Annotated in this window: 16 protein-coding genes; 13 read left to right on the top strand and 3 right to left on the bottom strand. The window is 42.6% G+C overall.

The features are described from left to right. Positions 1 to 673 precede the first annotated feature (673 nt). From K0T93_RS03150 to K0T93_RS03130, 5 genes are all read left to right on the top strand, one after another. The gene (locus K0T93_RS03150; protein ID WP_225721243.1) at positions 674 to 844 is read left to right on the top strand and encodes a rubredoxin; all 171 of its coding nucleotides are present in this window, start codon (positions 674 to 676) and stop codon (positions 842 to 844) included. Between the two features lie 690 nt (positions 845 to 1,534). Next, positions 1,535 to 2,113 (top strand): YqgE/AlgH family protein, encoded by a 579-nt coding sequence (locus tag K0T93_RS03145; RefSeq protein WP_225721242.1) that lies wholly within the window; start codon positions 1,535 to 1,537, stop codon positions 2,111 to 2,113. Then, complete coding sequence (gene ruvX, locus K0T93_RS03140; protein WP_225721241.1) at positions 2,110 to 2,520, top strand: Holliday junction resolvase RuvX; 411 nt, start codon at positions 2,110 to 2,112, stop codon at positions 2,518 to 2,520. The genes K0T93_RS03145 and ruvX overlap by 4 nt, the downstream gene beginning before the upstream one ends. A 548-nt stretch (positions 2,521 to 3,068) precedes the next feature. After that, the gene (locus tag K0T93_RS03135; RefSeq protein WP_225721240.1) at positions 3,069 to 4,136 is read left to right on the top strand and encodes an aspartate carbamoyltransferase catalytic subunit; all 1,068 of its coding nucleotides are present in this window, start codon (positions 3,069 to 3,071) and stop codon (positions 4,134 to 4,136) included. Between the two features lie 34 nt (positions 4,137 to 4,170). Continuing rightward, positions 4,171 to 5,460 (top strand): dihydroorotase, encoded by a 1,290-nt coding sequence (locus tag K0T93_RS03130; RefSeq protein ID WP_225721239.1) that lies wholly within the window; start codon positions 4,171 to 4,173, stop codon positions 5,458 to 5,460. Positions 5,461 to 5,708: 248 nt separating this feature from the next. Here the strand turns inward: K0T93_RS03130 and K0T93_RS03125 are convergent, their stop codons facing one another. Further along, the gene (locus K0T93_RS03125; protein WP_225721238.1) at positions 5,709 to 6,587 is read right to left on the bottom strand and encodes a symmetrical bis(5'-nucleosyl)-tetraphosphatase; all 879 of its coding nucleotides are present in this window, start codon (positions 6,585 to 6,587) and stop codon (positions 5,709 to 5,711) included. Positions 6,588 to 7,231: 644 nt separating this feature from the next. Here K0T93_RS03125 and rfbB point away from each other — a divergent pair. From rfbB to K0T93_RS03085, 8 genes are all read left to right on the top strand, one after another. Continuing rightward, positions 7,232 to 8,290 carry a dTDP-glucose 4,6-dehydratase gene (rfbB, locus tag K0T93_RS03120; protein ID WP_225721237.1) on the top strand — a complete coding sequence of 353 codons (1,059 nt, stop codon included), beginning with the start codon at positions 7,232 to 7,234 and terminating at the stop codon, positions 8,288 to 8,290. A gap of 46 nt (positions 8,291 to 8,336) precedes the next feature. Further along, the gene (gene rfbA / locus K0T93_RS03115) at positions 8,337 to 9,230 is read left to right on the top strand and encodes a glucose-1-phosphate thymidylyltransferase RfbA (protein ID WP_225721798.1); all 894 of its coding nucleotides are present in this window, start codon (positions 8,337 to 8,339) and stop codon (positions 9,228 to 9,230) included. After that, positions 9,215 to 9,766, top strand: coding sequence for a dTDP-4-dehydrorhamnose 3,5-epimerase (gene rfbC, locus K0T93_RS03110; protein WP_225721236.1), 552 nt, complete (start codon positions 9,215 to 9,217; stop codon positions 9,764 to 9,766). The genes rfbA and rfbC overlap by 16 nt, the downstream gene beginning before the upstream one ends. Then, positions 9,763 to 10,707, top strand: coding sequence for a dTDP-4-dehydrorhamnose reductase (gene rfbD, locus K0T93_RS03105; RefSeq protein WP_225721235.1), 945 nt, complete (start codon positions 9,763 to 9,765; stop codon positions 10,705 to 10,707). The genes rfbC and rfbD overlap by 4 nt, the downstream gene beginning before the upstream one ends. 767 nt (positions 10,708 to 11,474) lie before the next feature. Then, a complete protein-coding gene (locus tag K0T93_RS03100; protein ID WP_225721797.1) occupies positions 11,475 to 12,299 on the top strand; it encodes a glycosyltransferase in 825 nt (274 codons plus the stop codon). After that, positions 12,296 to 13,279 (top strand): NAD-dependent epimerase/dehydratase family protein, encoded by a 984-nt coding sequence (locus tag K0T93_RS03095; RefSeq protein WP_225721234.1) that lies wholly within the window; start codon positions 12,296 to 12,298, stop codon positions 13,277 to 13,279. The genes K0T93_RS03100 and K0T93_RS03095 overlap by 4 nt, the downstream gene beginning before the upstream one ends. Further along, positions 13,267 to 14,286 carry an MraY family glycosyltransferase gene (locus K0T93_RS03090; RefSeq protein WP_225721233.1) on the top strand — a complete coding sequence of 340 codons (1,020 nt, stop codon included), beginning with the start codon at positions 13,267 to 13,269 and terminating at the stop codon, positions 14,284 to 14,286. The genes K0T93_RS03095 and K0T93_RS03090 overlap by 13 nt, the downstream gene beginning before the upstream one ends. Before the next feature lie 6 nt (positions 14,287 to 14,292). Then, a complete protein-coding gene (locus K0T93_RS03085; RefSeq protein WP_225721232.1) occupies positions 14,293 to 16,185 on the top strand; it encodes a polysaccharide biosynthesis protein in 1,893 nt (630 codons plus the stop codon). A gap of 517 nt (positions 16,186 to 16,702) precedes the next feature. Here the strand turns inward: K0T93_RS03085 and K0T93_RS03080 are convergent. Both K0T93_RS03080 and K0T93_RS03075 read right to left on the bottom strand, forming a co-directional pair. Further along, entirely contained in the window at positions 16,703 to 17,968 is a 1,266-nt protein-coding gene (locus K0T93_RS03080) for an O-antigen ligase family protein (RefSeq protein ID WP_225721231.1), read from the bottom strand. A 1,351-nt stretch (positions 17,969 to 19,319) separates the two neighbouring features. Further along, on the bottom strand, positions 19,320 to 19,475 hold the full coding sequence (locus K0T93_RS03075) for a hypothetical protein (RefSeq protein ID WP_225721230.1): 156 nt from the start codon (positions 19,473 to 19,475) through the stop codon (positions 19,320 to 19,322). Positions 19,476 to 19,586 lie beyond the last annotated feature (111 nt).

Below are 19,586 nucleotides of genomic sequence, written 5' to 3'. Positions count from 1 at the left end.
CTCAGATAGGTCTTGAACAACGCGCCCCTAGACGCGTTGTTCATTGGACTCTAAAATCCAAGTATGTAAATTAATTGTTGCTAACAGACCCTATGTTTTTATAAACATAGGGTCTGTTTTTATAGAGCTAAGCTCTGAGTATGTGATATGGTGATGATCTATTTAAATAGCTAGCGAGATCTATAATGAGTCGCTACAAAGGTAGATAATACATAGATCACTATTCTTGGCTTGCTCACAAAGCCTGAAATGCAGGAACAGTTTATCTCGTCTGAGCTCGCCTAGTTTCATCTTAAAAAGTAATCTAAAAATTATCTGCTTATACTTGCTATAGATATAGATTACTTAGTATATATCCTTCTGTGATGTCTTAAGAATTTCCGTGCCCCATCAAAGTAGAATCGTATATCGATGGTTATATTGATAAGCCTGATTGGTTGCTGAGTAGTGATAAAAATCATGTATCTTGGTACGTAATGTATATTCGCAGCCCAGACGCTAATAACAAGGCAGAATTACTAGGCATAATTAGATAGTGCCGCACAAACTAACTAATTTGTATCTTTAAATGGATAGACTATGTTGAATAACCCCTGCTAGGTAATGATGCACTGACCAAGTGTTATATCTTACATTTTATTCTAATAGGCTATTGTTTCGACGCGGCAATAAGATGGAATACAAAAGTTGGATGTGTTTGATTTGTGGTTGGATTTATAACGAGGCAGCGGGTTTTCCTGAAGAGGGGCTATCGCCTGGTACACGTTGGGAGAATATTCCCATTAATTGGACATGCCCTGAGTGCGGAGCACGAAAGGAAGATTTCGAGATGGTTCAAATTTGAATTATCGAATGGTAATTCAGTAGCTTTTCTACAACTAAACAGAGTTGTCTGGATATAGGGTTCCATCTAAGCATGTAATTAATGTGTCTGATTGACTAATGCTCTTCAAGAATACTGGCGTATACCTAAACAAGTTGTAGGAATACGTTATAGAAGTGATATCTTGGAGGATTTAACCTGAGCAGTTAGTTTCCGATACCTTATGTGCGCCTCTACTTTCTATCTTAGTAGGATAAATAGTTTTTAAGCGCATCACATTAACTTACTGTAAGTTTGTATGTGCGGTGTTGATAATATTTTTAATACTTTAATGTAAAAGTGAATTAGACGCAGTTAGCTGTACGTTACTAGGTGTTACGTATTTATTATACTATTTTGACATAGAAAAGCGAGCTATTTGGAATGTGATGGGGGCTTGTGCGACGGATACGTTTCTAGTCTAGAGACGTACATACTGCTTGTGAATTGTACTTTGGTAAGCTAAGAATATCTGCTGTGTCGTAAGCAGGTGAAGCTCTTAACCGGCTGTTGCTTCGGGTCTTTTTAGGTATTTCTCTTAATTAATTCGGCTTACTATCCTAGTAGAGCTAAGCAACTTAAAGGAAGCAGGCTACTGGTAGCCGGATTATAGTAAAGGTGCTATCGGTGAAATCTCTAGAGATCTACCAGGTCTTTTCTAAAATTTCAAACATGTTAAAGACCATGGATCCCATAAACTTAACTAACCAGTTCCTGATTGCTATGCCGCGTATAGCCGATTCTACTTTTTTTAAGACAGTAGTATATCTCTGTGAGCACAATGAGCGCGGGGCGTTCGGGCTTGTGATTAACAGGCCAACTAATATTGACCTTCAAACATTGTTTTCTCGTATAGAGCTAAATCTAGAAATAGAGCCGCTATTGCATATACCTGTTTATTTTGGTGGGCCGGTTCAGACTGAACGCGGGTTTGTGCTACATGACTCCGTTCGTGATGCTAACTATACCTCGTCAATATCAATGCCTAGTGGGCTTGATATGACCACATCAAAGGATGTGCTTGAATCAGTCGCAAATGGTAATGGGCCTAAGCGCTTTTTGCTAACGCTGGGGCATGCTGGTTGGAGTGCGGGCCAGCTGGAAGAAGAGATTTCGAGAAATAGCTGGCTAACTGTCGAAGGGGACCCAAAGATTGTGTTCGATGTACCAGCTGAGCAACGTTTTGATGCGGCACTCGAGTTGCTAGGTATCTCGTCAATGATGCTTTCTGGCGAAGCAGGGAATGCATGAATATAGCAGAGGGGACACTTCTTGCGTTCGATTACGGGCACAAGCGTATCGGCGTGGCGATTGGAAATACACTGACTCGTTGCGCACGAGCACTTACCACTGTTGAAAACCGAAATCGAGAACACCGTTTTGTAGTAGTAGGTAAATTAATTAACACATGGCAGCCGCTATGGCTGGTTGTAGGGATGCCAATGCACCCCGACGGGACGCCACATAAGCTGACACAGCAAGCGCTACGTTTTGGCAATCAGCTCCGTGGGCGCTTTAACTTACCAGTAATTTGGGTTGACGAACGATATTCATCAGTTGAAGCTGAATCGACAGGCGCCCGCGGCCCTGTTCTAGACAAACTAGCGGCATGTATTATTCTCCAGCAGTATTTTCATGAAAATTTATTTGAGTGCTGATAATAAGTATTGCAATACTATTACTTTATGGAGAATAGTGCGTAGCACGCAATGCCCGATCTAGACGATGCGATATGCTCGAGCGTAACCCATCTAGCTAGGGGGGGTATATGGTAACGGCGCCTAGGATGTAGGTCAGCCTGCATTTGGCATAGTTAATATTGTACTACGTCGCCCATACAAAAAGAGGACTCTATGGCCAGCTATGCGTAGCCTACTTCATTGCTTTGTCGGGTTGAGAGATATACTACATTATGTTAGCAAATGACGTACTATTTATGAGCGACCGGCATGCATTAAATTAATTGTACTAGTTAACTGAGGTTGCTAAAAGCTATCCATTACTGTTCTTTTTGTTGATGCGGTACTTAATATGCCAGAGACAGAAAGGCTTATACTCTAGTGTGATAGTCGAGGTGTACTAGCTTTTGTCACCGAAGCACCTGCGTGATAATACTATAGCGCTTCAGCTGGTATTGCATTGCTTATTCCATCTGTTGTGATGGCGAAGTGATTATTATCACCTTTATGACAGGAACGGGTTACCTATGAATACCGCCTCCCCAGAGCGCGCTGAACCGACATGCGAAGCTGTATTGCATAATGCTAATGAGCAAGGTCCGCCTTTGCCTAAATCTGCGGTTTTCCGGCCAAGTTTTCTGCGCGGCCACCCACAGTTAAACAATCACGGCGAACTTAAGCATCTATTAACTATTGAAGGTCTTCCCCACGCAGTGATTACATATATTCTAGATACTGCGGGGCAGTTTCTAAGTATGGCAGACCGCGATATAAAAAAAGTGCCATTGTTACGTGGAAAATCGGTATTTAATCTATTCTTTGAGAATTCAACGCGAACTCGAACAACGTTTGAAATTGCTGCAAAACGGCTATTTGCAGACGTGCTTAATTTTAATATTAACGCATTATCTACAAGCAAAGGAGAATCGCTACTAGACACAATTAATAATTTGTCAGCAATGCACGCAGATATGTTTATTGTTCGACATGCACAAAGCGGTGCGCCGTACCTGATTGCACAGCACTGCGCCCCGCATGTGCATGTTATTAATGCTGGAGATGGTCGTCATGCACATCCAACACAAGGACTGTTAGATATGTATACGATTCGCCACTACAAGCGTGACTTTACGAAGTTACGGGTAGCTATTGTCGGCGACATCTTACATTCGCGAGTCGCACGCTCTGATATTCATGCACTAACTGCGCTTGGTGTGCCTGAGATTCATGCAATTGGACCCCGAACACTTTTGCCTTCTGGGTTAGAGCATCTTGGCGTACGCGTTTTTCATAGCACACAGCAGGGCTTACGAGACGTCGACGTGATTATTGTGTTGCGTCTACAAAACGAGCGCATGAACGGTGCATTAATGCCATCTGCGCAGGAGTATTTCAAGACATGGGGCCTAACATCGGAGCGACTTTCGTATGCTAAGCCTGATGCAATTGTAATGCACCCAGGACCGATGAACCGTGGCGTCGAGATCGAATCGAGTGTTGCGGATGGACCACAGGCTGTAATTCTGCATCAAGTCACATTTGGTATAGCGGTACGTATGGCAGTAATGAGTATTATCGCGGGTAACAACGACTAAAATGCATTAGTGGGCATTGTAAATATCTACAAGAATGAAGATTTATATCAAAGGCGGGCGTGTCGTTGACCCGGTAGCCGGAACCGAGCAGCAGGCAGACATCTGGATTGCTAATGGTCGTATTGTATCAATCGGCGACACTACAGCGCCGATATGTGATGCTAAAACCTTTGACGCTACGGGACTAGTGATCACCCCTGGACTAGTTGATTTATGCGCGCGGCTACGCGAGCCAGGATATGAGTATCGAGCGACGCTAGAGTCGGAGATATCGGCAGCATTAGCCGGGGGTGTAACAAGCCTTGTATGTCCACCCGATACTGAACCGCCACTAGATGAGCCAGGGTTAGTCGAGATGCTTAAGTTTCGTGCTCATAACTTAGACCAAGTCCACGTATACCCTCTGGGGGCATTAACAGTAGACCTGAAAGGTGAGGTTATCACCGAAATGGCCGAATTAACTGAGGCAGGGTGCATCGGTTTCACGCAAGCGGGCCGGCCGATCATCGATACTATGGTGCTGCTTCGGGCTCTACAATATGCAAACACATTTGGCTATATGGTCTGGTTTCGGCCGCAAGATCCGCACTTGCGACGCGGGGGTATCGCTGCTAGCGGACCGGTCGCGTCTCGGCTCGGACTACCGGGAGTGCCCGTAGCCTCGGAGACGATTGCGCTGCATACTATTTTCGAGTTGATACGAGCGACAGGTGCGCGGGTTCATATTCAGCATTTATCTTCGTCAGCAGGCCTTGAACTAGTACGCGCAGCCCGGCGTGAAGAGCTGCCGATCACATGCGATGTGACAATTAATCATGTTCACCTAATCGATGTAGATATTGGTTACTTCGACGCTCAGTTCCGTGTTGATCCGCCTCTACGGGCACGACGTGATCGCGATGCAATTCGCGCTGCGCTCGCTGACGGTACTATCGATGCAATTTGCTCAGATCATACGCCCTTAGATGACGACGAAAAACTAAGGCCATTCGGTGAAGCATCTCCTGGAGCGACTGGGCTAGAGCTATTGTTATCGTTAACACTTAAGTGGGCAGTCGAGGAGAGGCAGTCACTAGCACGCGCGCTAGCCAAGATTACCTGTGCACCAGCTTCACTACTAGGGTTACCAGCGGGCAGGCTTGAGCCCGGCGCTATTGCAGACCTCTGCGTATTTGATCCTACTGCATATTGGCATGTTGAGCCCCAGACGTTAAAAAGCCAGGGACACAATACGCCGTTTCTAGGCTGCAAATTGCCAGCAAGGGTACGCGCTACAATTATAGCCGGGCGTGTTGCGTATGATAGCCACAACCAGCAGGCGTGACTCACTTTTAGACAAGATAGTTAATCCTATTTAATAGAGAACACGACACCCCAAGATCTAAAGTTATTTCTTTCACTGTGCACCCATTCTCAGCTAGAACGTTGAAATAAGTAATGTATAAAGCCTGATAAGTAATGTGCAGAAAGAATTACGGAAAAGTATAAGAGGATACCGATGACTTATATAAAATAATAAGTATGACGCGGAATCATGCGATCTAGTGTCGGACGAGTTTTTCTATAAATGCATTAGCGTTTCTTGCTACAGTCAACCTGAGCTATGATGACTCGGTTTTCTGGGGTGACATCTAATCGTACGGCGGATAGCTTCCCCCCCCAGATACAGCCCGAATCTAATGCAATTAGAGAATTATTCATTACTAGCCCAAGCGCTGCCCAGTGGCCGAACACCACTAACGTGTCAGCGCTGCGGCGCTGTGGTACATCGAACCATGGCATAAACCCAGATGGTGCTGTATTTGGAGATCCTTTTGCTTTAAACTCCATTCGCCCATGTTCATCGCAGAAGCGTATGCGTGTCATAGCATTAACAACTACACGCGCACGCGCTTCACCTTGTAGTGAATTATGCCATGTGTCCGGCTCGTTGCCACGCAGCGCCCGCAGGAATATTTTCCAATCTTTACCTCGTAGCTTCGTCTCAATCTCTCGGGCTAGCCGGAGAGTTACATCGATATTCCATTGAGGCAGCACGCCGGCATGTACAAGTAATCGCCATCCATCATAGTAAGCAAGTGGCCGATATCGCAACCAGTCGATCAAATCAATAGCATCTGGTGCAGCAAGGATCTCATCAAGCGTATCGTTGTGTTTAGGACGATTTCCGCTAGCCGCGATCGCTAACAAGTGAATATCATGATTACCAAGTACGGTCACAGCACGTTCACCGAGTCCGATAATACGGCGCAGTACAGCAAGCGATGTAGGGCCACGATTGACCAGGTCGCCAGTGAACCAAAGTGGTGTTTCTTTTGTCAGTTCAAGCTTAATAAGAAGCCGATCTAGCGCATTGCAGCAACCCTGAATATCGCCAATTCCTATTGGTACGGGGCTAATAACGTTAGAACGAAATCCAGAAACGGTATTCGCCTTGACTACGTAGTGCATCAGAGATGATGATTGGTATGTGTAAATACTTTATCAAGAGGCTGCTGCATAAGCGCTAGAACACTGATTTGTTGCTTATTTTAAATAATGTGAGATATAAGTATCTCGTATTTCTATATCTTCCTCAAGCAGACAGCACTAGCACTCTTACTTTATTGTTAGAAAGGCTTCATATAACTCAATAACTAGCATGCTGTTTTCAACTCTTTATTAGGAAGGAACGGTGACATAATAAAACACGCTAAAACTTTTAAAACACTATATAAATTTGTAGAATACGGTGCATCCTAAATTTTAGGCTGTTATTGATTTAAATATAGTTTGATATTAATCGTTCATCCTAGCTGTCTTAGACAAGAGTAGCCGCACAACTCTAAAAGAGCATTAAAAATTTTGCTTCATTGAGATCTTTATGATGCACAAGATATCCTTAGCTTGTGCAAGCCCTTTCAAGTTCGAAAATATCGACATATATTCACACTGTGTAATTACTTACGGAACTTTTTTCGGGCCAAGTAAATTACTTTCTCGCTCTTTTATAATCTACACTTGAATATTTATTTCGTGTATTGATTCACATTCAAACTTTGATAGAAGTGGCTGGATCACGCACGTCTATTAGCACTCAAATCAAAGGTGGTTCAATGATCCTTGTAACGGGAGGTGCTGGTTTTATTGGTGCTAATTTTGTCCTTGATTGGCTACAACACAGCGAAGAAGCTGTAATTAATGTAGATAAATTAACGTATGCCGGAAATCTGTGCACACTGAAGTCTCTCCAAGGAAACTCATTGCATTGCTTTGCCCAAGTCGATATTAATGATCGATGTGCATTGGATGCGTTGTTTTTGCGCTATGAGCCACGTGCAGTGATCCATTTTGCCGCAGAAAGCCATGTAGACCGATCTATCCATAGTCCAGAAGTGTTTATACAAACTAACGTAATGGGTACATTTACGCTGCTCGATGCGGCGCGTGCATATTGGGATCGACTTGACGATGATGCGAGGACTGCATTTCGTTTTCTGCATATATCAACTGACGAAGTATTCGGGTCATTGTTGCCAGGTGATCCACATTTCTGTGAAATAACGCCATATGCGCCGAATAGTCCGTATTCGGCTACTAAAGCTGCGTCGGATCATCTTGTACGTGCATATCATTACACATATGGCCTACCTGTTCTTACAGTTCACTGTTCAAACAATTACGGGCCTTATCATTTTCCAGAAAAGCTTATTCCATTGACAATTGTAAAAGCACTAGAAAGTGAATCCATTCCCGTTTATGGGAATGGACAGAACACGCGTGACTGGCTGTATGTTTATGACCACTGTTCGGCGATACGCAAGGTGCTTTCACATGGTAAGCCTGGCCAAACCTATAATATAGGTGGCCAGAACGAAAAGAAGAATATTGAAGTCGTACAGACTGTATGCGACTTGCTTGATTTATTGAATCCAAGGCCTAGTAGTTCATATCGTGATCTGATTGTATCCGTTTCAGATCGCCTAGGCCACGATCAGAGATATGCAGTCAACTCGAGTAAAATTAAGACCGAACTTAGCTGGGAACCTGCAGAGACATTCGAAACCGGTTTGAGAAAAACGGTTCAGTGGTACCTTGATAACAAGAATTGGGTCAAAGAAGTACAGTCCGGCGAGTACCAAAAGCAGGTCAAGTTAAAAAGTAGGTTGAGTTAAAACATACCAATACGTGTAAGAGTCGGGGTAGTTAAGCATGAGGAAAATTAAACGCAAGGGAATTATTCTTGCCGGCGGATTTGGAACACGTCTATATCCTATTACGCTTGCGCTTTCCAAACAATTGTTACCGGTGTATGACAAGCCAATGATCTACTATCCGCTCTCGACACTGATGATGTCTGGAATCCGAGATGTACTTTTAATTTTATCGCCCAATGATACGGCGCATTTCGAGGTTTTGCTGGGAGACGGTAGACAGTGGGGGATAAATATACAGTATGCCGTACAACCATTCCCCGGTGGCCTCGCTCAAGCGTTTGTTATCGGTCGACGTTTTATTGGTAATGATGATTCGGCCCTCATTCTAGGTGACAATATTTTTTATGGTCATGACCTAATGAAGAAATTAGCGTGTGCTAATGCACATCAGGAAGGGGCTACGGTGTTTGCGTATCATGTACATGCTCCGGAACGTTATGGTGTTGTAGACTTTGATAGTAACTTCCGTGCACTGTCAATCGAAGAGAAGCCAGCAAAACCTCGTTCTCACTATGCTGTTACTGGGTTATATTTCTATGACAATAATGTCTGCGATATTGCAGCATCAATCAGGCCTTCGGCGCGCCGTGAGCTTGAAATTACTGATGTGAATTGTGCATATCTTAACTCTGGTAAGCTTAACGTTGAAGTAATGGGACGTGGTTTTGCGTGGCTTGATGCCGGAACGCACGAGTCGCTTATCGACGCTTCGACATTCGTCGCGATGGTGCAAAAGCGTCAGGGGTTGATTGTTGCATGCTTAGAAGAGATTGCATATCGGCTAGGATGGATTGAAAAAGAGCAATTGAATAAGCTAGCAGAAACTCTTTCTAACAACGAGTATGGGCAATATTTACGAACAGTACTGAATGATGAGATCGTATGGCAATCCAAGTAAGTCCTACTTCACTACCCGATGTCAAACTTATTGACATGCAAGTTTTTAATGACGAGCGTGGTTTTTTATTTGAGAGTTTCAATACGCGTGATTTTGAACGGCTAGTTGATGCTAACGTAGTTTTCGTACAGGATAATCACTCTCATTCAGTAAAAGATGTTTTACGCGGACTGCATTACCAGATTAAGCATATGCAGGGAAAACTTGTACGTGTTGTGTATGGAGAAGTCTTTGACGTCGCGGTAGATATTCGGCAAAGCTCTCCTACATTTGGCCAATGGGTTGGGGTATACTTGTCCGCCGTTAATCGGCGACAACTATGGGTTCCTCCTGGGTTTGCTCATGGTTTTTTAACGCTGTCAGACAGAGCCGAATGTTTATATAAGACTACCGATTACCGGTATCCTAATTTTGAGCGCAGCATTTTGTGGAACGACCCTGAACTGTGGATTAAATGGCCCCTACAAGGTAGGCCTATTGTTTCCCAAAAAGATGCAGATGGTCAGCGATTAAGCAAAGCAGATTTATATGTATGATAGTCGGTAAGCAAAAACAGCATGACAGATCGGCGATTTTGGTAACAGGTGCGATGGGGCAGATTGGCTTTGAATTAGTCCGCACTATGCAGAATATAGGAAAAGTTATTGCCCTTGACAGGGCTGCTTTTGATTTATGCCAACCAGATCAAATATGTGCTGTCATACGCACCATTAAACCAGTGATAATTATAAACGCGGCCGCCTACACGGACGTCAATGCAGCGGAAAACAATCCCGACTTAGCAATGCAGATCAATGCGCAAGCTCTCAGTGTGTTAGTTGACGAAGCAAAGCGGGTAAGAGCTTCGATAATTCACTATTCTACAGACTATGTTTTCAATGGAAAAAAAGACCTGCCATACACCGAGGAAGATAAAGCTGATCCGATAAATTTCTATGGAGTAAGTAAGCTAGCTGGGGAACAGGTGATTTCAAGCGCTGGCGGGCATCATATAATCCTACGCACGAGCTGGGTCTACGGAATGCGTGGAAAAAATTTTTTATTGAAAATACTTCGTCTTGGAAAAGAACAAGATACAATTAAAGTTGTATCTGATCAGATTGGCTCGCCAACGTGGAGTAATACTGTTGCGACGATGACTACACATATTGTAGTTCAAGCGCTGCATGCACGTGATATACGACAATGGTGGCAAGAGAATTCAGGGATCTATCATTTGACTGCAGCTGGATCGACTTCATGGTATGGTTTTGCCAAAGCTATTTTTGATATGATAGCTATAGGGAGTGTACCTACTATCATACCAACGCTTACATCAGAATTTCCTGCACAGGTAGAGCGCCCTACCAATTCTTGTTTGTCTAATGATAAATTGGAGCGCGTTTTTTGCTTGCGACCACCGAGATGGGATCAAGCTTTAAAGGTGTTTCTTCGATTTTGTAGAAAGTACAAAATAAGTTACTACAATAACCCCTAACAAAGTTCCTTCATAGGAGCGTAGCAATTCTCTTAGATTTATTAAAAAGATAAATTTACAAAGGCCCTTTAAGGGCGGGGTGTGGTATGTAGACTGTGAAAGTACCGCATTATGCAATAAAAGTTCGATAATAGTGCATAAACATACGGTACACTGTGAAGCTATTTTTTAATATCATCGTTCTTTCATTATTATGTTAGTCGGCAGTCGTTTCTATGAAACTACATAATGTAGATGACAGTATGGTGCAAAGTCGAACATAGCTGTAGTAAATGTTTTAAAGGCATATAGTTCTTTAACTGTCTTTTCTCTAATCTCTTATATTATATTTCTAGTGGTTCTTAAAGTTGGTTATACAGATATGGTTAGTCTATATCTGTCAACTAGCTCTAACTGATTGCATGCCTGGATTATTAGTAGCTTCAGAAGTTATAGACTGGCACTAAATAGTTCAGATGAATTGTCATCGGGTTAAGTTAAACCAGGATGATCGCCAAGTACTATCAGCTATAACTCTTGTATTTAAGAGTACGTTCACTCTTAACTTCTTCATGGAGAAGAAGTGCCAAAATGAGAAAATTATATATCTATTGCTTTTTTTCTTTCAAGGAGGAAAGACGTTTATGTCTAGCTGTCATGTCAAATAGCAATTTCTATCTAGATAATCTATAAGGTATGCTTAATAAGATATTCTGGCATACTCAACAGTATTAAACCCGTCAAGAGGATCTACGACGAGCAGAATAATCTATATATTATTGAAATTAATGCTTATCTCGATTTCGATTGTTATTTATTGGCCACAAAAGCAGAGGCTTTATGAGACTTTAAGAAGTTTAGGTGTTGCTCTTAAGTTCTTAAAAGCATTAATTTCTGAAACGGGTAATCAGCTCTGTTCAATCTTGAGACTTGTTGATAATGGCTCAGATTTAAGCAAGCGTGATTATTGTGAGGCTCTTGCAAATTCAGATGTTGAGATTATAGTCTTATCTGGACATGGTAATGTGGGTTACGGACAGGGCCATAACCTTGCAATTGCTGGGGTTCAATCACAATATCATTTAGTATTGAATCCTGATGTTAGGATCGACAAGAATGCGCTGTGGAGAGCAATCCATTTTTTCAATAATCATGTAGATATAGGTCTTGTCACGCCACTTATCCTTGATGACGAAGGAAACTTACAGCACCTTTGTCGACAGTACCCTACTGTCGCAGATCTTCTTCTTCGTGGTTTTATTCCAGAGCCGCTTAAGAAGCACTTCTATTCGAGGCTTGCGCGTTATGAAATGCACGATGCTCTCGGCGGATATAACATTGTCTGGGACCCCCTGATAGTTAGCGGTTGTTTTATGCTATTTCGTACGGATGTTTTTAAAAAACTCCACGGTTTTGACTCGAGATATTTCTTATATTTTGAAGATTATGATCTGAGTTTGCGCACTCATGCTGTTACGCGTATAGCTTACGTGCCATCAGTTCGAATAGTGCACTACGGTGGAAGAGCAACACGCAAGGGTTTTAAACATATTAGAATGTTTGCTTTATCGGCCTTTAAATTCTTTAATCGATTTGGCTGGAAGTGGTTATGACCCGTTTTATTGTCACTGGTGCGAAAGGTTTTATTGGTCAAAGACTATGCCATATGCTGGTCTCACACGGTGGATTTGTTATCGGTCTAACGCGCCGAAGACAGCTCCCCTGCAAGGGAATTCACAAATGGGTGAAAGTTAGCGCGGATTTTGTCGGTCTTGATCGTGCGTGGCCCCGTAATATATATGGCGACTGCGTGATTCATTTAGCAGCCCGTGTTCATGTGATGCGAGATAAAATCACCGATCCATTGTCAGTCTATCGAAAAACTAATGTTGATGGTACGTTGCGCATCGCTAAGATTGCCTATGATACTGGTGGGCGTCGCTTTGTTTTCGTTAGTAGTATAAAAGCAGTGGCAGAAACTGACCGTGGTAAACCATTGAAGGAAACAGATTCGCCGTTGCCGAGTGATCCTTATGGTTTATCTAAGCTTGAGGCTGAGCGCGCTCTCCTCCAATTTGGCCACGATACTGGAATGGAGATTGTGATCGTAAGATCGCCATTGGTTTATGGACCAGAAGTGCGTGCCAACTTCTTAAAATTAATACATGCTGTTGCTCGGAGTATTCCATTACCACTAGGTGCAATTAATACCCGTCGCAGTATGGTATTCGTGGATAATCTCGCGCATGCACTCATGTGCTGTGCAATTCATCCGCTTGCGTCTGGTCAGACGTTTCATGTAAGCGATGGTCAGGATCTTACACTCAGAGAGTTGATCCAAATACTATCGCGGCAATTAAACGTGACTATGCGACTTATTTCTGTACCAGTGCCAGTATTAAAAGCCACTGGCTGGTTAGTGGGACGATCTGCAGCAATTGACCGTCTGGTCAATAGCCTACAGCTTGATACATCGCATCTTATGGGCAAGCTTGGTTGGAATCCTCCGCACTCAGTTGAAGAAGGGTTACTACAAACTATCTTATGGTATTGCACAGCGCACAGAAAAAATAATGAACTATGCCGATCCTAATTCTGCATTATGCGGTCGTATGTCTGTTTCTTGCGGCAATAGCATTTGCCGGCGTAGTTACACTTCTGTCTTTTCTTCTCAAGACCGGATTAGCATGGTATCTGGCTACTGATCTACCAAACGAGCGAACATTGCACTTTAAACCAACACCACGAATCGGTGGATTAGGTGTTGTTCCAGTGGTAGCAGTCCTTATTTGGCTAGTCGCGCCCATATTGTGGCTAATAGCGCTCGCCGCTTTACTGCTTTCGGCTTTGTCTCAAATTGATGACTGTCGTGGATTGTCTGCTCGCGTACGTTTCGCAGCACATCTGGTTGCCGTTTCTATGCTAGTAATTACTTATCGCGTGCCTATGCCAGGATTAATACTGATAATTATCGTATTCTTCTTAGCCTGGACAGTTAATTTATATAATTTTATGGATGGAGCCGACGGATTAGCGGGGGGTATGACATTGTTAGGTTTTGGAGGTTATACCGTTGGAGCTCTTATTAGTAAACAATCTGACGTTCAGCTTTCGATGGCTTGCAGTGCTGTTACGGGGGCGGCAGCGGGATTTCTACTTTTCAATTTTCATCCAGCTAAGGTTTTCCTGGGAGATTCCGGATCTATTCCATTAGGTTTTCTTGCGGGGGCATTTGGCTACTGGGGCTATAAAGGGGGAGTGTGGCCCGCCTGGTTCCCAATGCTTACATTTTTACCATTTATAGGAGATGCTTCTGTTACTTTAATAAAACGTGTTATGCGTAGAGAGTTATTCTGGATTCCACACCGAGAGCACTACTATCAACGGATGGTGCGTTCCGGACTGGGGCATACTATTACAGTATTAATTTGGTATTGCGTGATAGCGGTTGGCATAATATTCTCAGTAATTGCTTTGCGCTTTGACCCTATTTATCAGTGGATTATTGTGATGGGTTGGATATTGGTGATTATTGTGATCGGGGTTGAAATTGATAGGCGCTGGCACTGCCATATGTCTAAATTTAGCCACCGAATATAGACGCTGATGCTTAACCTTAAAGCTCGATGTCTTTCGTTTACCGTTTTTGCATTTGATTTATGCTCGGTAGTGCTTGCTTGGACTTGCGCATATATTATTCGGTTTAATGGGGCGGTGCCTCTAGAAGTTGTGGCTGGTGGGCTGCGCGCTTTAGTCTGGGTTCTACCGTTCTACGCCAGCATGTTTTGCCTGCTTGGTTTATATCGTGGTATGTGGGTTTTTGCTAGCTTGCCAGATTTGGTACGTATTGCTAAAGCAATCTTAGCTGGATCTCTTCTGGTTATGATCAGCTCTATAATTATTCAACCACTATCGATTATTCCACATTTAGTATTAGTGATTTCTCCAATGCCGCTTTTTCTTAGCATGGGTGGCGCCCGGGCCATCTATCGCGCGTCAAAAGAGTTTTTCCTATATGGCGGGCTAGTAGGACTAGGTAAACCTATTTTCGTGTTAGGTGCAGGTAATGCCGGTGCCAGCATTGTACGTGAGTTAAAGCATTCTGGAGAGTGGCGTCTTGTAGGTTTGCTAGACGATGATCCAATTAAGCACGGCCGAGAATTGTATGGTTATCAGGTACTCGGTTCAATTAGTGAACTACAAAAATTTTCTCATAACTTTAAAGTTGAACACGTCATTATTGCGATTCCATCTGCATCTGTAGAAGCCCATCGGCGCATTGCCACAATCTGTGTGCGCGCCGGGGTTCGTACGCTAGTGCTACCTCGGCTCACTACATTGACTCAGGGTCAAGCATCGTTGTCTAGAGTTCGTCAAATCGATCTCGAAGACTTGCTTGGACGGGAGCCGATATTGATTGATTCACTGAACGTAGAGCCTCTTCTAAAAGGACGTGTCGTAATGGTAAGCGGCGCTGGCGGCTCAATAGGTTCAGAACTTTGCCGCCAAATTCTTCGGTTTAAACCCATGAAATTAGTAGCTGTAGATATATCAGAATATGCAATCTACAGACTTAATGAGGAGTTATGCGAGCAATATCCTGGGGTGTCATTCATAGCGGTAGTAGGTGATGCAAAAGATTCTTTATTTATTGAACAAGTGATGTCTCTTTATATGCCTCAGATTGTGTTCCATGCAGCCGCATATAAACATGTTCCACTAATGGAAGAGCTGAACGTATGGCAAGCTGTACGAAATAATGTGTTAGGAACATACCGCGTTGCACGCGCGGCTATTCAGCATGGAGCGCACCGTTTCGTACTAATCTCAACCGACAAAGCGGTTAATCCCACGAGTGTAATGGGAGCAAGTAAGAGAATGGCAGAGATGGTTTGCCAGGCAATGCAACAAGAAACTAAGCTAACGAAGCTTGAAACAGTGCGTTTTGGCAATGTTCTCGGCAGCACTGGTAGCGTTATTCCCAAATTCCAGGATCAGATTACAAGCGGTGGCCCAGTAACAGTAACACATCCTAAAGTGACACGCTTTTTCATGACTATTCCCGAGGCATCTCAGCTTGTGCTTCAGGCTTCCAGCATGGGACAAGGTGGGGAGATTTTCTTACTCGATATGGGCCAACCAGTACGAATTGTCGATTTGGCACGCGATCTAATTCGGCTGTATGGCTTTAGTGAGGAGCAGATTAAAATTGTTTTCACAGGTTTGAGACCCGGTGAAAAACTTTATGAGGAACTTCTTGCTGATGAAGAAACAACAGCCCGCACACCTCACCCGAAGCTGCGAATTGCTAAGGCGCGCGAAGTACCCGCAAATTTTCTAGATACACTACTCCCGTGGTTGACACAACATCGCGTGCCGTCTGATGACGAGGTACGTTGGGATTTGCGATACTGGATACCCGAATATTGCTCAACGCCAAACTCCGCAGTTAATTACTTTATTACTCCCCCTAGTGGGGAGGGCTCTATCATAACGTGATATTAAATGCATCCAGTAGAAGCGACTTTATATTGCTGTAGCAATAAAATAAAGTGCTATTAATATAGTAGCCTTCTTTTTCTATTTTAGCCGAACATAGAATAATAAATATCTTGTAGCTAAAGTAGTTATGTTTTATATCTATTTTACTTTTAATCGAAACTTTTTCGTGTGTTTGCTTTTTTAGGTATTATTTAGAGACTTTAGCGCTGAAGTATACAAATATAATCGACCGATAACAGACTGTAAGGATTAAGGTTTACCTCGAGCAATGGCAAGGTTGATGCGCTTAATTATGCTATCTAGATTTAGATTAGGTGGTAATATCTCTTTTCGCTTATATGCGTGATACACTTTTGTATAAATTGAAGCGCTCCTATGTGCTGATAAAAGCTGTGTTCATTTTATAAGTAATATAGATGTTAGGAACCCTTAAGGCTAAGTTAATAATGTTTATAAATTACACTACATTTTAAATGTGATACTAGTTAATTTATATTCTAGCTGATTCAGCAAACTATCTAGTGTCGTCATTTAGCGATGCTAATTCTCTTTTTTGGCTAGCGATAGTCGCGAGTAAAACAGCTGATATAAGAGCAAAGAATGTTGCATTCATCACGATCGGCAGTACATCAATTGTCAGTCCAAAAATGACTGTTCCACCAACTAAAACTAGACCAAGATAAGCAGCTGTAGAAATTGTCGTGTTGTTATGTTTACGCTCACGCCAAAACGATAGGAATGTTCCGACGTAGAGTAACAATAATGATATTGTGCCAAATATTCCAGTTTCTGCCAACATTGATAAAAGCTCATTATGCGCATGTTCATTGGCAATAATACGTGAAGCTTTACCGTGATTAGCTAGTATAATCAATGCGGGTTTCAGGTGGCCTTTTCCGACTCCAAGTATCGGGTGTTCAACAAAAATCTGCAGTGAAGCCCGCCATAGTGCGAGACGTTGCCCCGTCGAGGTCATCACTTGACCTTGCTTAAATTTATATAGATCAGTACCAATTTCTTTGAATCGTTCACGGATTAACGGGGTCATGCTAGTTGCTATAAGGCAGCTAGCCAAAACAGCTCCAATAACAATGCGCGAGCGTATGGATAACATCCAGCGCCGGCCACTTACAGTTGCCCAGATTAGCCACGGCAGCGCGATCCATCCGCCCCGCGAGCCAGAGAAATACGATGCTAAGCATCCCGCTAAAAGAGCTAGTATCTTCAGACTTAGTTCTAGGCCGTCTACAGAATTACCCCGGTCAATCGACGCAAATGCTAGGAATCCCAGGAGAAGGGCTGTATCACCAAATGGAATTGGGTTTGTAAACGTATTACTAAGGCGCCCAGGTTGCTGCCATGCGCCGGGATTAACTAACATGTATAGTACCCACACGCCAGTGAGCAGCGCACCAGCTACGAAACCCCATTCAATACGGCGTAGAAAGTGCGCCGGCAAGGATGTAAGGAATAGAAAGCTGGGGATGACGAACACAAGACGTAGCATCGGATCGAGAGCAGCAAGTCGGCCCTCATGCAGCAGGAGTATCTGGAGCGTAATAACTACTGGTAAGGCAGACATACCGACAGCATAAAATCGATATGTCTGTAGCATTGTTAGCGCATATCGGCGATTTTCTGCTATGACTAGATGGGTTAGCGCTATTGCAAGAATAGCAAAGAAGCAGTAACCTGTTCCGCCTTGTATTGATAGTATCAGGGTCGCGGAAAGAATAATCGCAATTGTATTAACCCATATGATAAATCTGTTTGGGTTCATTAATACGAGTGAATTGTGTTTTTCGGCATGGAATGCGTATACTAAATACGTCTGACTTACGCATTCCTCGAGTACTTATTATAACTAAGGCTAATATCTATACCCCGTAGCAAGTTTTCTTTATTGAAAGTGCTGATATACTCCAGCATTTTTCAATGCCTTAAGCATTAAGTAATACATGCATACGCATGCATTACTAGGTTTAGTTTTTAAAGTTACGCTAAGGATAGATATAACCTAGCGCATGCAATACGCAAAACTACAGCTCGCGCAGATTGTAACACTTTTCTTAGAAGAAGTTCGTATGTATACATATGTATAATATATACATTAGCTAGTATCTATTATTCTTAAGCTAAGAAATCTTACTTTACTCAAAGCAATACTAATTATTATTAGTAATAAGTTTTATAGAGTACAGATTATGCAATTAGTACCATACAGACTAGATATAACAGCCCGTGCTGGAAACATTGTTACGCATAAATTAAAAAAGCAACTTTTTATTTAAATTACAAACCGCTGGAGAATAGTAGGGCAGGGTAGTGTTTGTAGCTAGACTGCTAATAAGTTGCATTCTATAGTGTAATCACTATACGTATTAGACGCATCGCTTTGCGATCGTGTATTCAAAGAATTATAAAACATCAGATAGATACGAGAAAATAACGGCCACATTGCAGCATAGCGATCGGCTTAGGGTGCGCATGAGTGTGTACTCATGTATAACCATATATAAGTGAACACGAATTACCTGATAGAATAGGCAAGCATATATTAACAGCACAATGTTTCTAAGATCACAGCTATCAGGCAAAATAACTAACCATAAATATAATGGGATTAAGAAATTTCTCTAGATCAATTCTTGTGGTACATACATCGCTCACTAAGTGTATAAGCCGTCTATTAGAAAGGTAGAGTACCAAGTAAAAGATTTTTGATTGTGTGTTAAGAAGAACACTTGCACATAAAGCTAAAGAAATACGTGCCGCTGTTACCCAAAAAGTAAGTCTACCTAGAAAGTTCCATAAAAAGCCAATAATTTTTCCCCATTATAGCTATCGAGCCGCATAGAACGATTAAGGCATAAACTTAGTAGCGACATATGCAATGGAAGCAAACATTATGAAGCTAATCATTAAGTCGAGCCTGTTAAAGCTATTAATCATGGATCGTATTGGAAAGTCTGGAGACTGCAAGTATCTAGATTGTCATAAATATAAACGGACACGCAAATACAAAATATAAAACAGTAAGCTAATATAAGTAATAGCTACCGAGTAGCTAAATACGAGAGCTGCGGCAAGGATTGTTGAAACGAGCTGTATTAAAGCGCTTGCGCGATTAGTCAAATCTTAATCAACCCAGATGTGAACACTGGAAGGCCGCCGACGGCGAGCAGTAAAATGCTATCGGCTACCGACGGATATACACTATAAAGCTGCTCAGCTCTTCCGGATAGCCTGGATACAATGGCAAAATGCTGATATGTAGAACGGGGCAAATATAGAATTTAGCGCCCCTATAAATTAGTCTCTGTCGAGAAACAGACAGTTCCCGTTTGCGTAATAGACAATGACAAGTGTGATTAATAAAAAAATTAAGCAAAAATCAA

The organism is Candidatus Vallotiella sp. (ex Adelges kitamiensis) (genome assembly GCF_020342435.1).
GTDB lineage: Bacteria > Pseudomonadota > Gammaproteobacteria > Burkholderiales > Burkholderiaceae > Mycetohabitans.
Note: the sequence above shows the minus strand (reverse complement) of the source record. Positions and strands in the feature narration are given on the sequence as shown.

What these genes read in the sequence shown, in the direction of transcription:
- K0T93_RS03150 (WP_225721243.1), top strand. Translation starts at nt 674, where the DNA reads ATGGAATACAAAAGTTGGATGTGTTTGATTTGTGGTTGGATTTATAAC.
- rfbB (WP_225721237.1), top strand. Translation starts at nt 7,232, where the DNA reads ATGATCCTTGTAACGGGAGGTGCTGGTTTTATTGGTGCTAATTTTGTC.
- ruvX (WP_225721241.1), top strand. Translation starts at nt 2,110, where the DNA reads ATGAATATAGCAGAGGGGACACTTCTTGCGTTCGATTACGGGCACAAG.
- K0T93_RS03085 (WP_225721232.1), top strand. Translation starts at nt 14,293, where the DNA reads ATGCTTAACCTTAAAGCTCGATGTCTTTCGTTTACCGTTTTTGCATTT.
- K0T93_RS03095 (WP_225721234.1), top strand. Translation starts at nt 12,296, where the DNA reads ATGACCCGTTTTATTGTCACTGGTGCGAAAGGTTTTATTGGTCAAAGA.
- K0T93_RS03090 (WP_225721233.1), top strand. Translation starts at nt 13,267, where the DNA reads ATGCCGATCCTAATTCTGCATTATGCGGTCGTATGTCTGTTTCTTGCG.
- rfbC (WP_225721236.1), top strand. Translation starts at nt 9,215, where the DNA reads ATGGCAATCCAAGTAAGTCCTACTTCACTACCCGATGTCAAACTTATT.
- K0T93_RS03125 (WP_225721238.1), bottom strand. Translation starts at nt 6,587, where the DNA reads ATGCACTACGTAGTCAAGGCGAATACCGTTTCTGGATTTCGTTCTAAC.
- K0T93_RS03145 (WP_225721242.1), top strand. Translation starts at nt 1,535, where the DNA reads ATGTTAAAGACCATGGATCCCATAAACTTAACTAACCAGTTCCTGATT.
- K0T93_RS03130 (WP_225721239.1), top strand. Translation starts at nt 4,171, where the DNA reads ATGAAGATTTATATCAAAGGCGGGCGTGTCGTTGACCCGGTAGCCGGA.
- K0T93_RS03100 (WP_225721797.1), top strand. Translation starts at nt 11,475, where the DNA reads ATGCTTATCTCGATTTCGATTGTTATTTATTGGCCACAAAAGCAGAGG.
- rfbD (WP_225721235.1), top strand. Translation starts at nt 9,763, where the DNA reads ATGATAGTCGGTAAGCAAAAACAGCATGACAGATCGGCGATTTTGGTA.
- K0T93_RS03080 (WP_225721231.1), bottom strand. Translation starts at nt 17,968, where the DNA reads ATGAACCCAAACAGATTTATCATATGGGTTAATACAATTGCGATTATT.
- K0T93_RS03135 (WP_225721240.1), top strand. Translation starts at nt 3,069, where the DNA reads ATGAATACCGCCTCCCCAGAGCGCGCTGAACCGACATGCGAAGCTGTA.